This is a genomic window from Natrinema sp. H-ect4, from assembly GCF_041894845.1.
GTDB lineage: Archaea > Halobacteriota > Halobacteria > Halobacteriales > Natrialbaceae > Natrinema.
Map to the genome: position 1 here is coordinate 1 of NZ_JBHDYC010000025.1, position 13510 is coordinate 13510.

At 65.4% G+C, this 13510-nt stretch carries 14 protein-coding genes; 5 read left to right on the plus strand and 9 right to left on the minus strand.

Features of this window, described 5'->3' with window-relative positions:
• Positions 1-158: 158 nt before the first annotated feature.
• Genes ACEWFR_RS21215 through lonB form a run of 3 tightly spaced genes read right to left on the minus strand, consistent with a single transcriptional unit; the run spans position 159 to position 3744 of the window.
• The gene (locus ACEWFR_RS21215) at positions 159-503 is read right to left on the minus strand and encodes a hypothetical protein (RefSeq protein WP_374062915.1); all 345 of its coding nucleotides are present in this window, start codon (positions 501-503) and stop codon (positions 159-161) included.
• A 25-nt stretch (positions 504-528) separates the two neighbouring features.
• A complete protein-coding gene (locus ACEWFR_RS21220) occupies positions 529-1581 on the minus strand; it encodes a lysostaphin resistance A-like protein (RefSeq protein ID WP_374062916.1) in 1053 nt (350 codons plus the stop codon).
• Entirely contained in the window at positions 1582-3744 is a 2163-nt protein-coding gene (lonB, locus tag ACEWFR_RS21225) for an ATP-dependent protease LonB (RefSeq protein WP_374062917.1), read from the minus strand.
• Positions 3745-4049: 305 nt separating this feature from the next.
• Here lonB and ACEWFR_RS21230 point away from each other — a divergent pair, with 305 nt between their 5' ends.
• Both ACEWFR_RS21230 and ACEWFR_RS21235 read left to right on the plus strand, forming a co-directional pair.
• Positions 4050-4568: a nicotinamide-nucleotide adenylyltransferase gene (locus ACEWFR_RS21230; RefSeq protein WP_374062918.1), complete on the plus strand. Its 519-nt coding sequence runs from the start codon at positions 4050-4052 to the stop codon at positions 4566-4568.
• Positions 4569-4596: 28 nt separating this feature from the next.
• Complete coding sequence (locus tag ACEWFR_RS21235; protein ID WP_374062919.1) at positions 4597-5439, plus strand: S-adenosyl-l-methionine hydroxide adenosyltransferase family protein; 843 nt, start codon at positions 4597-4599, stop codon at positions 5437-5439.
• A 131-nt stretch (positions 5440-5570) separates the two neighbouring features.
• On the opposite strand, the gene ACEWFR_RS21240 is transcribed toward ACEWFR_RS21235, so the two are convergent.
• Together ACEWFR_RS21240 and thsA are read right to left on the minus strand one after the other, a co-directional pair.
• The gene (locus ACEWFR_RS21240; RefSeq protein WP_374062920.1) at positions 5571-5942 is read right to left on the minus strand and encodes a HalOD1 output domain-containing protein; all 372 of its coding nucleotides are present in this window, start codon (positions 5940-5942) and stop codon (positions 5571-5573) included.
• A gap of 122 nt (positions 5943-6064) precedes the next feature.
• Positions 6065-7609, minus strand: coding sequence for a thermosome subunit alpha (gene thsA / locus ACEWFR_RS21245; protein WP_374062952.1), 1545 nt, complete (start codon positions 7607-7609; stop codon positions 6065-6067).
• A gap of 187 nt (positions 7610-7796) precedes the next feature.
• Between thsA and ACEWFR_RS21250 the strand changes: the two genes are divergently transcribed.
• Entirely contained in the window at positions 7797-8630 is an 834-nt protein-coding gene (locus ACEWFR_RS21250) for an amidohydrolase family protein (RefSeq protein WP_374062921.1), read from the plus strand.
• Position 8631: 1 nt separating this feature from the next.
• Here ACEWFR_RS21250 and ACEWFR_RS21255 read toward each other — a convergent pair whose 3' ends face one another.
• From ACEWFR_RS21255 to ACEWFR_RS21270, 4 genes are all read right to left on the minus strand, one after another.
• On the minus strand, positions 8632-10035 hold the full coding sequence (locus ACEWFR_RS21255; RefSeq protein WP_374062922.1) for a glycerate kinase: 1404 nt from the start codon (positions 10033-10035) through the stop codon (positions 8632-8634).
• Positions 10032-10172: a hypothetical protein gene (locus ACEWFR_RS21260; RefSeq protein WP_374062923.1), complete on the minus strand. Its 141-nt coding sequence runs from the start codon at positions 10170-10172 to the stop codon at positions 10032-10034. Before ACEWFR_RS21260 ends, ACEWFR_RS21255 begins: the two co-directional genes overlap by 4 nt.
• Before the next feature lie 457 nt (positions 10173-10629).
• Positions 10630-11334, minus strand: coding sequence for a hypothetical protein (locus ACEWFR_RS21265; protein ID WP_374062924.1), 705 nt, complete (start codon positions 11332-11334; stop codon positions 10630-10632).
• Between the two features lie 71 nt (positions 11335-11405).
• Positions 11406-12380 carry a sugar phosphate nucleotidyltransferase gene (locus ACEWFR_RS21270; RefSeq protein ID WP_374062925.1) on the minus strand — a complete coding sequence of 325 codons (975 nt, stop codon included), beginning with the start codon at positions 12378-12380 and terminating at the stop codon, positions 11406-11408.
• Between the two features lie 124 nt (positions 12381-12504).
• Between ACEWFR_RS21270 and ACEWFR_RS21275 the strand changes: the two genes are divergently transcribed.
• Together ACEWFR_RS21275 and ACEWFR_RS21280 are read left to right on the plus strand one after the other, a co-directional pair.
• Positions 12505-12795, plus strand: a complete 291-nt coding sequence (locus ACEWFR_RS21275; protein WP_374062926.1) for a transcriptional regulator — start codon at positions 12505-12507, stop codon at positions 12793-12795.
• A 194-nt stretch (positions 12796-12989) separates the two neighbouring features.
• Positions 12990-13361, plus strand: a complete 372-nt coding sequence (locus tag ACEWFR_RS21280) for a hypothetical protein (RefSeq protein ID WP_374062927.1) — start codon at positions 12990-12992, stop codon at positions 13359-13361.
• The last annotated feature ends 149 nt before the right edge of the window (positions 13362-13510 follow it).

A 13510-nucleotide genomic window follows, 5' to 3' on the forward strand; every position in this document is an offset into this window, starting at 1 on the left:
GTGCCACGATAGCAGGACGTTTCGTCCCCTGTCCCCCCATTCCAATCGGCTGCACCATTCACACGAGACCTAAAGTAATCCGTTCAGTTCGGATCGATATCAATCGAGGCAGGAACGAACGTCGATTGATGCCCTCCGTCTTCGACTGCAGATATCACTCAGTTCGCACGCCAGAGCGCGTAGACGTAGCAGCCGACCCCGAGAAAGACGAAAAGCGACGAAAGCAGGTCGATGGCGGCCGCGCGCGTGAGGACGGCAGCGAACGTGAGAACGCCGCCCGCGACGAGACAGGCCGCGGCCGCGGCCAGCGCCGATCGCGGGTTCGCGGTCTGCTCGTACAGCATCGCCCCGACGGCGATCGCGATGACCCCGAACCCGAGTTCCGCGACGATCGCCGCCAGCGGATCGTTCGCGATCGTCGCGTAGACCAGAACGACGAAGTAGCCCAGAATCAGGGCGACGATCGCTCGAGACTGAGCCGTCGATCCGGCGGTCGCGTTCATGTCCCACCCGACTCGCTCTCGGACCTTAGCTTTCGAGGGTGTCGGCCCACTCGAGGCCGAACCCCTCGTGGACGACGAACTCGAGGGCGTTGACCAGGTAGTGAGCGACGACAACCACCAGCAGGCTCCCGGTGACGATGTAGACGGCCGCGAGCACGAATCCGAGAAGGCCGGTGACGACGATGCCGACCGAGCCCTGCATGCCGTGGCCGAGCGCGAACGCGATCGAAGAGCCGACCGCGAGCAACCACGGCGAGAGACCGAAGCCGGCAGCGGGGACGCCGATTAGCGCTGCTCGGAAGAGAAACTCCTCGAAGAAAGCGATGATCGGCAGGACGCCCAGCAAGAGGATGAGCCAGCCGCCGATCGAGTCGGGCGAGAGCAGTTCTCGAAGTGCCTCGTCGTGGTCGAATCCGAACCGCGTCGCGGCCGCCGCGGCGAGTTCGTTCGCGAGGTAAAAGACGACTCCGGCGGCCGCTCCCAGGAGCAGCCCCGTCTCGAGGTATGCGAGGGAGAACTCGATACCCAGCGCCGATGCCGGAATCGCCGTATAGACCGCCGCGCCGAGCAGGACGAGCGCGAACAGCCCCTGGGAGAAGGCGACGTTCGCGAGGACCATTCCGGTCGACAGCGAGCCCGGATCGACGCCGCGCTCGGTCGGCCGGCGCTCATCGCCCTCGGCGGTGATCTCGCGGTGTGCACTCGAGTCGTCGGATTCGATTCCGTCGGTGCTCTCGTCGGATACGCCAGCAGCACTCTCGTCTGGTACGCCAGCAGCGCTCTCGTCGGATACCCCGGCAGTGCTTCCGTTCGGTCGTGGAGTGGCGGTAGCGGGGCCGTCGGCGGACCGTGCGTTCCGAGTCGAATCGCGATCCGTCGCCGCCGGGGTCCCGCCCGAATCAGACGCTGACTCGAGGGGTCGTTGACTCGAGGTGGTCGTCCCGTCAGCCGACGCTCCGGGGCCGTCGCTGGAGTCGGGTTCACCGTCGGTGAACGCGGATTGGGTGAGATGCGATAAAACGAGCAATAGTACGAGGACGACGCCCGTAATGCCGACGAACGTCGCCCACTGCGGCATTTACTGTGGGCTCGGGTTCGAGCCGCCGGCGGAGCCGACGGTGCCCTGATCGAACGCCGTGCCGGTGATCGACTTCAGCCGGTCGACCAGCGAGTCCTTCTTCGGTTCGCCCATGAGGGCGACGTCGAGGACTTCGCTGATGTTCGAACAGGGGATTATCTCGACCATCTCCTTGTACTCGTCTTCGATCATCACGTCCTGCTCGTTCGCTTCGGGAATGATGATCTTGGTGCAGCCGGCCTTCGCGGCGGCCTCGATCTTGTGGGTGACTCCGCCGACCGGCAACACGTCGCCGCGCACGGACAGCGACCCGGTCATCGCGACCGACTGGTCGACTGGGATGTTCTCGAGGGCACTGATGACGGCCGTCGCCACCGTGATGGAGGCGGAATCGCCGTCGACGCCCTGTTGACCGGCCTGGACGAACTGGATGTGAATGTCCTTCTCCGAGAGATCGACGTCGGAGAACTTCTTGATGATCGCGGAGACGTTCTGGACCGACTCTTCGGCCATCTCCTTGAGCTGGCCGGTCGCGATCACCTGACCGCCGCCCTGTGCGGGCGCGATCTCAGCCATCACGGGGAGCATGATACCCGAATCCTCGCCCATGACGGCGAGGCCGTTGACGCGGCCCTCGACGCCGCCTTCATTGACCTGTAGCTCGTAGTCCTTGCGGCGCTCGATGTAGTCGTCGGCGAGCTGTTGCTCGATCGAGCGCGAGCGGGCCTTTGCCTGCAGGACGTCGTCGCGGGTGGTGAAGTCGCGATCCTCGGCGCGAGCGATGTCGCCCGCGACGCGGACCAGCCCACCGAGGCTGCGGAACAGCAGCGTGAGGTGATTCTTCCGGCCCGAACGACGTTTCGCCTCGAGGATGACCTCTTCGACGGCGTCGTCGGTGAAGTGGGGCAGGCGGCCGTCGCGTTCGACCTCCTGAGCGATGAAGCGGGCGTATTTGCGCCGCATTTCGGGGGTGTCCTCGATGGTATCGTCCATGTAGACCTCGTAACCGTACCCCTTGATCCGGTTGCGGAGTGCGGGGTGCATGTTCTCCATGGCGTCGAGGTTACCCGCAGCGACCATGATGAAGTCACAGGGGACGGGTTCGGTCTGGACCATCGCGCCCGAGGAGCGCTCGGACTGGCCCGTGATCGCGAACTCGCCTTCCTGGATCGCAGTCATCAGCTTCTGCTGGGTCCGGATGTCGAGCGTATTGATCTCGTCGACGAACAGCACGCCCTTGTTGGACTTGTGGATCGAACCGGGTTCGACGCGATCGTGAGACGGCGTCTCCATGCCGCCGGACTGGAACGGGTCGTGGCGGACGTCGCCCAGCAGCGCGCCGGCGTGGGCACCGGTCGCGTCCTCGAAGGGCGCGACGCGCTGCTCGCCGTTGTTGACGATCATGTTCGGCACCATCGCGTCGCTGCCCCGAGAGGTGTAGCGGAAGATCAGCCAGATGATCCCCGCCGCGAGGATGCCAAGCAGGAGCCGCCCGCCCGCCAGGATCGCGTAGCCGAGGACGACTGCGATGATGATCCACATCAGGATCGAGCGCATCTGGTTGCGCTTGCGGGCTTCCTCCTTGTGAGCGTCGATGATCTGTTCGCCCTTCCCCGCAGGGACGGTTCGGACCTTCGGCTCGTTGCCGTCGTCCGGATTGTGGTAGACTAAGACGTCTTGGAGATCCTCCTTGGGCAACAGTTGGCTCATCGCCTTCGCCAGCATCGACTTGCCGGTCCCCGGCGAGCCGATCATCATGACGTGGCGGCGCTGCTTCGCCGCTTTGATAATTATGTCTCGTGCTTCGTCCTGACCGATGACCTGATCGACGAGTCGATCGGGGACTTCGATATCCTCCGTCGAGTCGATCTTCAGCCCGCCGAGAAGGTCGTCCTCGGCGATTTCCTCGTCGACCTCGACGCCGGGATCGACCTCGACCGTACTCCCCAGATCGTCGACGGTCTCGATGTCGTCTCCCTCCTCCTCGTCGGACGACGACTCGAACTCGTCGATCGGATCGTCGACGTCGGGACGACGGTCGCCGTCTTCCTCGAGCGGCGACTGATCTCCCTGACGCTCGGGCTGCTCTGCGGACCGGTCCTCCTCGGGAGCAGCGTCGGGGGCGTCTTCGGGAGGGTCGTCAACGTTCGTATCGTTACTCATAGAACTCTGTTCAGTACCTGATTCGAAGGGATTGCGACTGATATACTTTCTCCATGCGGAGGATGCTGTCAGTCGCTGATACCGGGGGGAACAGCGGTCGACGGGGCGAATCAAGCGTTAGCTACCGGACATTTAATACATTTTTAACTGGCTCGGAATATACTGTTACGAGACCAGTCAATGGTCGTGAACGTTACGGGTGGGCTGGAACGAGCTGTAGTCAGCGCAACCAGCCGCGACTCGGACCGTGACGGTTCGTGCGAAAACTCGCCACGCTTAAGCGCCGTGCCCGAGCAGTGTCCGGCATGACCCGGGGGTTCTACATCGGTCGTTTTCAGCCGTTCCACAACGGCCACCGGAGCATGGTCGAGGCGATTGCGAACGATGTCGACGAGCTCGTCCTCGGGATCGGGAGCGCCGACGATTCCCACACGGTCCGGAACCCGTTTACCGCGGGCGAGCGGATCATGATGATCACGAAGTCGCTGGTCGACTTCGATCTCGTGACCTACGCCGTTCCGATCGAGGATCTGGAACGGAACTCGGTGTGGGTGAGTCACATCCAGAGCATGAGTCCGGACTTCGACGTGGCCTACTCGAACAACCCGCTCGTCATTCAGCTCTTTCGGGAGGCCGGCATCGAAATCCGCCAGTCGCCGATGTTCAACCGCGACGTGCTCGAGGGATCCGAGGTCCGCGAGCGGATGATAACGGGCGGCGACTGGGAGTCGCTCGTCCCCGAAGCCGTCGTCGAAGTCGTCAACGAGATGGACGGCATCGAGCGGATCCAGATGGTCAGCGACTCGGACTCGAACGGCGACTGACTTCAGCCGTCGATTCGTAGCGACGATCATGATCACGCTCTCGTCGGACTTCGGCACGCCGTATCCCGCGGCGATGAAAGGAGTGATACTACAGCGAACGGACGCCAGACTGGTCGACGTGGCCCACGATTTCCCCCGGCAGGACGTTCGAACGGCGGCCTTCTGGCTCCGGGAGGTGTTGCCCTATTTTCCGCCCGCGACCCACCTCGTGGTCGTCGATCCGGGCGTCGGCACCGATCGGAACGCGCTGGTCGTTCGCGCCGGCGACCACGCGCTCGTTGGGCCGGACAACGGCGTCTTGCTCCCCGCCGCTCGGCGACTCGCCGGCGACGGGGGCGAACTCGAGACCGCGCTGATCGACGAGCGGGAGATCGGCCCCGTCGAACCGACGACGCCGGCGGACTCGACGGCCGACTCGAGCGAACGGGCGTCGACAACCCGGAGTACTACGTTCCACGGCCGGGATGTCTTCGCTCCCGCCGCTGCCGCGGTTCACGACGCCGAGGTCGACTCGCTCGGTTCGCTCGAGTGCCTCGAGTCCGGCACTTGGGCCGTCGACCTCGAACTTCCGGCGGCCGAACTCGAGGGCGGGCGAGCGATCGGCGAGGTGCTGGTGGTCGACGGGTTCGGGAACGTCATCACGAACGTTCCCGGATCGTCTCTCGACGGGCGAGACCGGATCCTGGCGAACGGCCGGTCCGTCCCGGTCGGAGCAACGTTCGCGGCCGTCCCCGCCGGGGAGCGATTGGCGACCGTCGGCAGCCACGGCTACGTCGAACTCGACGTCAATCGAGGCCGCGGCGACGACGCATTCGGTCTCGAGCCCGGCGATCGAGTCGTCCTCGAGCCGACCGAGGACGACAGCGACTGACCGAACCGTGACCGCGATCCGCGACTCGAGTCGTCTCCGGCAGTCGTTTACCTGCGTCCTCGGCAGTCGTTTACCCGCGTCCTCGGCAGTCGTTCACCTGCGTCCCCGGCAGTCGTTCACCGGCGCGACCGTCAGTCGCCCGCCGGTGTACCCTGCTGTCGCGTCGGGTCGATAACGATCTCTCCGTCCGAACGCACGGTCACGGAACACTGCGAGAACGTAAAGGAGATAGAGCCGTCACCGACGCGAGGCTCGTCGCCACGCCAGTGGATGAACAGCGCGTTCAACGCGTCCGGCTCAACGCACTCCGAGAGTGCCTCGAGGTCGTGGGGTTCGACGCCGAGGACCGACGAGACGGTCATGAGCAGGGCGGTACTCACCGGCTCGTACGCGCCGTCTTCACACCACGTGTGGTAGGTGCCCCGATCTTCGTCGTAGTAGACGGTCCGATCGCTCGTCGTTCCGATCGACCGCAGGTTCTCTCTCGGAGCAGTTCCAGACATGCTATCCCGGAATTTCGTTTGGTAATACTTAACATTGATGGCCAGCTGACATTGTTCCGTCGCTACGGATCGGAGGCATCGAAAACGGGCGAAAAACGAAACGACTGCCGCGAACAGCGACGTTATTCGGCGGCGATGACGTCGTCGATCCGGGCGATCATCGTCGCGGCTTCGGTCGCGCTCTCGACGGCTTCGCGCTTGACGTCGGCGGGGTCGATGACGCCGTACTCGAAGGGATCGTCGATCGTAACCTCGTCACCGCTGGTGATCAGACCGGCTCGACCCTCGGACTCGTGGGCGGCACGAAGGTCCACGAGCACGTCGATGGGATCGCGGCCGGTGTTGGCCGCGAGCGTCCGGGGGATGATGTCGACCGCGTCGGCGAAGGCCGTCACGGCGAGTTGCTTGCGGCCCTCGATGCCGGCGGCTTCCTCGCGGATCTTGTCCGCAATCGCAATCTCGGTTGCGCCTGCGCCGGGAACGACTTCGCCGGATTCCAGCGCCGTTGCGACGACGTCGAGCGCGTCACCGATGGCTCGCTCGAGTTCGTCGACGATGTGTTCGGTCCCGCCGCGGACGAAGACGGTGACCGTCTCGGCGGCCGCGCCGCCCTCGACGAACGCGAGATCGTCGTCACCGAAGCGCTCGGTGTGGATCCGGTCGGCGGAGCCGAAGTCGGCGTCCTCGAGGTCCTCGAGCGCGCCGACGCGGCGAGCGCCGGTCGCGGAGGCGACCTGTCGGGCGTCGCTGTCGCCGAGGCCCTCGAAGACGAGAATGTCCTCGTTGGCGAGGGAGTTGGCGACGCGGTCGTTGACGTCTTCGGTGGTGAAGACGATGTCCGCCCCGCTGTCGGCGACGGTCTGGGCGTAGCCCTCGAGTTCGCCTTCCTCGGCGTCGATGGCGGCGTTGAGCTGGTCGATCGAGTCGATGGCGTACTCGGCATCGACGTCGCCCGTGCGGACGCCGAGTTCGACGTCCAGAATCGCGATCGACGCGTCCTCGATCTCGGTGGGCATCCCGTCGTGGACCGGTTCCTCGTCGACGATGATGCCGGGGACGAGTTCGGTCGCGTTCGAGGAGGCACCGACCTGCGTGTGGACGGTGATGTTGTCGCGTGCGACGCCCTCGTCAGTGTCCACGTGACGGATCGCTTCGACGACCGTCTCGGCCAGCGATTTAGCCGTGAGACCGCCGGTTCCCTTGCCAGTCATGCACGATTCGGCGACCTGTCGGAGGATTTCGTCGTCGACGTCGGCCTCGTTGACCTGCTCGGCGATCGCCTCGAGGGCGATCTCGCTGGCTTCGTGGTAGCCCTCGACGATAGTCGTCGCGTGAACGTCCTGCTCGATGAGGTCCTCGGCTTCGCCGAGCAGGTTGCCGGCCAGCACCGCGGCGGTCGTCGTCCCGTCACCGACTTCCTCCTCCTGGGAGTCGGCGACTTCGACGATCATCTGGGCCGCGGGGTGCTCGATATCCATCTCGTTGAGAATGGTCGCGCCGTCGTTTGTGATGACGACGTCCCCGCCGGAATCGACGAGCATCTTATCCATACCGCGGGGCCCGAGCGTCGTCCGTACCGACTCGGCCACGGCCTTGCCGGCCATGATGTTGGACGATTGCGCGTCCCGGCCCTGCGTTCGCTGACTATCCTCGCTCATAATGAACATGGGCTGCCCACCCATGCGTCGCTGTTGTGCCATCGTTGATCCTCACTAACCATGTCGTCAGCACTTCTATATAATTCTTTCCCTCCTACCGCCGTTCCGTCTGGCGATTGCGCGTGTGAACCGTCGACAGGCCGGTGGCGGCGGGAGCCGGTAGGGAGATATGGGTCGACTCGGAACACACCTGTGAATGCTGGAGCTGGAACACGGGTTTCGCGTCGTCGACGTCGCGACGCGGCTGCCAGCGGCCGACGGCAGCGGGGGGCCCCGGAGCCGAACGATCACGGCCGATCGACTCGAGCGGGAGATGCACCAGGCGGGGATCACCGGATCGATCGTCTACCCCCCGTCGCGATCGGGGACGAGCTACATCGCGCCGAACAACGGCGTCGCCAGGCGCAGCGTCGACCGACCGTTCGTGGCCGTCGCCCGGATCAACGGCTCCCAGACGCCGGGCCGGAACGCGACCGGCCGACTCCGCAACGCCGTCAGTCGTCGCGAGGACCGCCACACGTCCCCGAGTGACATCGAGAAGTACGCGTACGACGACCGCTTTCATGGGTTCGTCCTTGACCCCGCTATCGACGACTATCCCGACGACGACGTCCTCGCGGCACTCGAGGACGTCGACCTCCCGGTGATCGTCCGCGGCGGCGTCGACGCACCCCCCGAAACGCTCGCCGAGACCCTCCTCGAGCGCTCGTTCCCCGTCGTCGTCGGCCGCTTCGGCGGCCACCCCCTGAACCGCTCGCTGATGAGCGAGATGATCGACCTGCTCGACGAGTACGACGACTGCTACCTCGAGACGAGTTTCGTCCGGTATCGCGAGCAACTCGAGCGCGCGCTCCGCGAGCACCCCGACCGGGTGTTCTTCGGAAGCGGCGCGCCCGCCTGCCACCCCAACGTCGCCGTCATGGAAATCCTCACTCTCGACGTCTCGGAGGATCTGCTGCGGCGCACATTTTCAAAGAACGCCTGCCGCGTGATCGACGCGCTCGCGGCGGACGCGGAACCCTGGAACTGAGCTACTCGACGACCAGCACCCGCAGATCGTTCAGGTTCGTCCCGGTCGGCCCCGTGAGAATCAATCCGTTCCGTGACTCGAGATACGGGTAGACATCGTTTTCGGCGAGGGCCTCGCGCGCTGTAGTTGTATCCTCGACGGTCGTCTCGTCGACGAGCGCGCCGGCCGCGTCGGTCGCGCCGTCGATCCCGTCGGTGTCGACCGCGGCGACCGTAATTCCGCCGCTGCTTCCGATTTCGTCGCTGCCGTCGCCCTCGTCTCCGCCTCCCTCCTCGTCTCCACTTCCGTCCTCGTCTCCGCCTCCCTCCTCGAGTTCGAGCGCCGCGCTCGTCGCGAACTCCTGGTTCGGACCGCCGGTTCCGTCACCCCGGACCGTCACCGTCGTCTCCCCGCCGGAGAGGAGCACGGCCGGCGGTGAGACCGGGGTGCCGGTGGCCCACACTTCCTCCGCGATCGCGACATGGGTCGTCGCGGCGTCGCGGGCCTCGCCGCGAACGCGCGAAGAGAGCACGAGCGGCTCGTAGCCGCGCTCCGCTGCGGCGTCGCGAGCCGCCTCGAGCACCGTCATTCCGTCGGCGACGACGTGATTTGAGACGGTTTCGAAGACGGGAGCGTCGGGACCCGGCGTTTCAGCTAGTTTGCCGGCCGCGCCGCGCTCGAGATGCTTTGCGACGGCTTCGGGCGCGTCGATCCCGTACCGCTCGAGGACCGCGAGCGCCTCGTCGAACGTCGACGCGTCGGGCGCGACGGGGCCGCTCGCAATGACGCTCAGGTCGTTCCCGACGACGTCGCTCAGGACTACCGAGGCGACCGTCGCGGGCGCGGCGCGGCGAGCCAGTCGACCTCCTTTCAGCGCCGAGAGGTGCTTGCGGACCGCGTTGATCTCGCCGATGTCGGCCCCGCTCGCGAGCAGGGCGTCGGTGGTCGTCCGAAGGGCCTCGAGCGAGACGTCTCCCGCGGGGGCGGGCATGAGCGCGCTGCCGCCGCCGGTGATCGCCGCCAGCACGAGGGTCGATTCGGTCGCCGCGTCGGCCGCCTCGAGCACGTCCCGCGTCCCGTCGACGCCGCGCTCGCTCGGGACGGGATGTTCCCCCTCGCGAACCGCGACGCGCTCGGTTTCCACCGGGTCGTCCGTGACGACGACACCGCCGTCGATCAGCTCACCCAGGATCGACTCGAGCGCGACGGCGACGTGTGCCGCGGCGTTGCCGCCGCCGAGAACGACGATCTCCTCGTACTCGCCGAGGTCGTAGGTTGCGTCCGCGATGCGGAGGGTCTCCCTCTCGAGCGAGACGGCGTTGCGGACGACCGTTCGCGGATGGCCGGCCTCGATCCCGGCCTCGAGGCATTCGAGTGCGACGTCGCGGGCCGCGGTCGACGCGAGACGATCACGATCTGCGATCACGCGAGATCACCCGCGGCCACCACTGGCGGTCGCGTCTCGTCGCCGCTCACGGGAGAGCCGGGTGCGACGGGCAGCAGACCCATCGTCGTCGACGGCTTCGAATCCACCGTTCGAACGCGGCGTTCCGTGCAGAGCATAGGCGAGCAGTCGTCCGGAACCCGGTAAAGCTAGGGGGGTCTGACCATCTCGCGTGACGTGTCATGGTGCCGTTTTTCCGAGACGGAGTCAGCCGGACGAGCGGACTGCTCCCCTCGAGTGGACCTTCAGTGACAATCCAGCAATACAACTGTGCTACTCGAGAGGTGTATGGAACGGTGAGTTCTGTGGAAATTCGTGTGAGGAAGCGTCCTGCTATCGTGGCAACGGAGAATCGCCACGCCCTCCCCAGCCGATTCACTCACTCACTCCGTTCGTTCGCTCATCCCTCGCACGGCATCGGCGGCCGCCCTCACTCTCGTTCGGTCGGCCGACAGCGCGCGCCACCGCACACCGGATCGTCAGTCTGGAGTGATACGTGGTTACCCCGTACTGAACGAGTCGGTGAATAGTACCGCGAACGGTCGAGAACCGTTCGAGGATGCGGTGAATAGGACGTTAGTCGCGGGCAGCCTCGAGAATCGCCTCGCGATCCGCGGGCTCGGTGGCCGTCCACCACGCGATCCGATCGATCTCGAGGGGGCCGTAGTCGGAGACGAACGCGAGCCACTCGCAGGAGGCGATCGTCCGGCGGTTCGTCGACGTGTCGATCGGCGAGTCCTCGAGATCGGCGTCGACGGCCTCGAGCAGCCGTTCGGCCGTCGGATCCGGTCTGGGCGTATCGACGCCGGCGAGCTGGCGCAGGTACTGAAACGTCGCGAGCCCGACGCCGGAGATCGAGCCGATCGAGTCCTCGTCGTAGCGGTAGTGGTCGGCCGTCGCGGCCCACCCCACGAGCGCCGCGAGATCGTCCGCTTCCGGCCGACCTGCGAGGGCTCGGGCGACCTCGAGGAGGACCTCGCGCTTTCGCTGCGCGCCCAGCGCCGCGACGAGGGCCTCGTCCTCGCGGTCGAGAGCGGCCAGCGCCGAAAGCGAGTCGACTCGGTCGGTCGCGACGAACGCGTCGCAAAATCGTTCGACGGTCGGTTTGATCCCGTCAACGAAGCCCTGACCGGTCGACGCGGCGGCGGCCTCGGCGACGAGCAACAGCGGCTCGTCGCCGCTCCAGCGCCGATACTCGAGAAAGTCTCGCGCGAGTTCCGCGTGGGGCACGCCGTCGGCGTACGCCTCGAGGACCGTCCGGACCGCCTGGTCGGGACACATGCGTCTCACCACACATATCATACGGGGGACTGATAGCTGTATCGCCGACGCCGGTCCGTCAGAAAACAGCGTTATTGCTCCGCGCCGTTCGTGATCGTCGTGTGCGCGCCGATGAGCGCCCCGGCGAGGTCGAGGTCCTCGAGGTGGGTCCCCTGATCGATGATCGAGCGGCGGATATCGCCGTTCCGAACCGTCGCGTTCGGAAAGATCACCGTGTGTTCGAGGGACGTTCCCTCGAGCGTGGCGTCGCTCATGACGTGGACGTTCTCGCCGATCTCGGTATCCTCGAGCGTCACCGAGTCGGCGACGAGTGACTCGCCGTCGAGGTGCCAGGAGACGGCGTCGAGATAGCTCTCGGGGGTGCCGATGTCGTACCACGCGCCCTCGAAGGTGTAGGCGTAGGTGGTCTCGCGATTCTGCAGCCACTGGACGAACCAACCCGGCTCGTCGGGGTTGTTGCCGTCCTCGAGGTAGGTCGGGAGCAGATCCAGCGACTGGCGGGGGAACGCGTAGCAGGCGATCGAAACGAGCGTGCTCTTGGGATCGTCGGGTTTCTCCTGAAAGTCGACGACGCGGTCCCCCTCGAGCTCGACCAGGCCGTAGGATTTCGCTTTCTCGCGGGAGCCGACGTCGTAGGCGGCGAGGGTGGGGGCGTCGTGGTCCTCGAAGTAATCGAGGAAGTCAGAAACCGCGAAGCTGATCAGGTTGTCGCCGGCGATGACCAGGAGATCGTCGTCGACGTTCTCGCGGTCGATCAGTTGCGCGAGCGCCCCGACGACGCCGAACTTGTCGTCTTCCTCGGTCGTCTCCTCGACCGAGAGTCGGGGCTTGTCGAACTCGCTGTCCGCGAGGTGGGCCTCGAAGTCGGGGGCGAAGCGCTGGTTGGTGCTGACATAGACCTCGTCGATCCGGTCGTCCGCCTCGAGTTCAGCGAAGATGCGATCGATGACGGTCGACTCGCCGATCGGGAGGAACATCTTCGGCCGATGTTTGGTAATCGGCCACATTCGCGTCGCGTACCCGCCTGCAAGGACGACGGCCTTCATGGGGCGGTGTTCACCTGCGGGGTCTAAGTCACTTGCCCTTTCATAAGATCTGGACCGGTCTCGGGACCGAGCGTGGGCGACTCTCGTCCGATGGTATAAAAGCGCGAGCGCCGTGAGCAAACGTATGCGCGAGGCCGACGAAACGACGCGGCAGAAACTCGCCGACGCGCTCCGCGAGGAGCCGGCGACGCCCAGCGAGCTGGCCGTTCGGCTCGATCTGACGCCCCACGCGATAATCCGCCACGTCGAACACGTTTCCAAGTCGGTCGACGGGACGGGTGAACAGCTGCTCGTCGCGCCGCCAACATGTCGAGACTGCGGGTTCGACGACTACGACGACCTCCTGAACCTGCCCTCGCGGTGTCCCGACTGCAAGAGCGAGTCCATCGACGAGCCGACGTTCACGATCGAGTGAGGTCCCCGACTGTCACCGGCTCCCGATTGTCCAGTGATAGTGACAATTGTCAGCCGGATTCGACACTAATATTTAGGGTGCAGGCGAGAACCCGATAGGAACCCTCGAGCGAACGGTGGCGTCACGGGCCGATGAAACGTCTATCGGTCGGTTTCCGCCACGTTCGCCCGAGAACGGCACAGCACGGAGCACACATGACTTCCAGATCCCCCCCGGAGCGAGATTCCATCGAGTTCGTACGGGCAGCGTTCGACTGGCTCGACGAAGACGACGCACCCGACGCATCGGCCGAAACGCTCGACGACGCGTTCGCACTCCTCGCCGATCAGCGTCGGCGACTCCTCCTGTCAGTCCTGCACACCTACGGCGAGGAACTGACGCTGCCGGACGCGGCCGAGGAGGTGGCGATCCGCGAAACGGGACACAACGTGGCGGACATTCCCGCTGAACAGGTCCAGAAAGTCTATCTCTCGCTCTACCACGATCACCTCCCACGGCTGGTCGACGCCGGCCTGCTCGAGTACGATCAGGAACGGGATCTGGTCACTCCGAACGGGCTCTCTTAGAACCCCCGATAGCCAGCACACAGTCGGTTACCCGGAGCTATCCGATTTCACGCCACCGATAGTAGCCACTGAAACGAGTTACACACTGATCGCAACGCAATCGTGCGATCAGGTGTGCAGTGACGTTCAGTGGCTACGATATTCGATCG

Excerpts from the sequence above, each read along its gene's own strand:
- ACEWFR_RS21265 (WP_374062924.1), bottom strand. The coding sequence starts at position 11,334 with ATGTGTCCCGACCAGGCGGTCCGGACGGTCCTCGAGGCGTACGCCGAC.
- ACEWFR_RS21220 (WP_374062916.1), bottom strand. The coding sequence starts at position 1,581 with ATGCCGCAGTGGGCGACGTTCGTCGGCATTACGGGCGTCGTCCTCGTA.
- ACEWFR_RS21270 (WP_374062925.1), bottom strand. The coding sequence starts at position 12,380 with ATGAAGGCCGTCGTCCTTGCAGGCGGGTACGCGACGCGAATGTGGCCG.
- ACEWFR_RS21260 (WP_374062923.1), bottom strand. The coding sequence starts at position 10,172 with ATGCTCTGCACGGAACGCCGCGTTCGAACGGTGGATTCGAAGCCGTCG.
- ACEWFR_RS21235 (WP_374062919.1), top strand. The coding sequence starts at position 4,597 with ATGATCACGCTCTCGTCGGACTTCGGCACGCCGTATCCCGCGGCGATG.
- ACEWFR_RS21280 (WP_374062927.1), top strand. The coding sequence starts at position 12,990 with ATGACTTCCAGATCCCCCCCGGAGCGAGATTCCATCGAGTTCGTACGG.
- ACEWFR_RS21230 (WP_374062918.1), top strand. The coding sequence starts at position 4,050 with ATGACCCGGGGGTTCTACATCGGTCGTTTTCAGCCGTTCCACAACGGC.
- ACEWFR_RS21215 (WP_374062915.1), bottom strand. The coding sequence starts at position 503 with ATGAACGCGACCGCCGGATCGACGGCTCAGTCTCGAGCGATCGTCGCC.
- ACEWFR_RS21275 (WP_374062926.1), top strand. The coding sequence starts at position 12,505 with ATGCGCGAGGCCGACGAAACGACGCGGCAGAAACTCGCCGACGCGCTC.
- ACEWFR_RS21250 (WP_374062921.1), top strand. The coding sequence starts at position 7,797 with ATGCTGGAGCTGGAACACGGGTTTCGCGTCGTCGACGTCGCGACGCGG.
- lonB (WP_374062917.1), bottom strand. The coding sequence starts at position 3,744 with ATGAGTAACGATACGAACGTTGACGACCCTCCCGAAGACGCCCCCGAC.
- thsA (WP_374062952.1), bottom strand. The coding sequence starts at position 7,609 with ATGTTCATTATGAGCGAGGATAGTCAGCGAACGCAGGGCCGGGACGCG.
- ACEWFR_RS21240 (WP_374062920.1), bottom strand. The coding sequence starts at position 5,942 with ATGTCTGGAACTGCTCCGAGAGAGAACCTGCGGTCGATCGGAACGACG.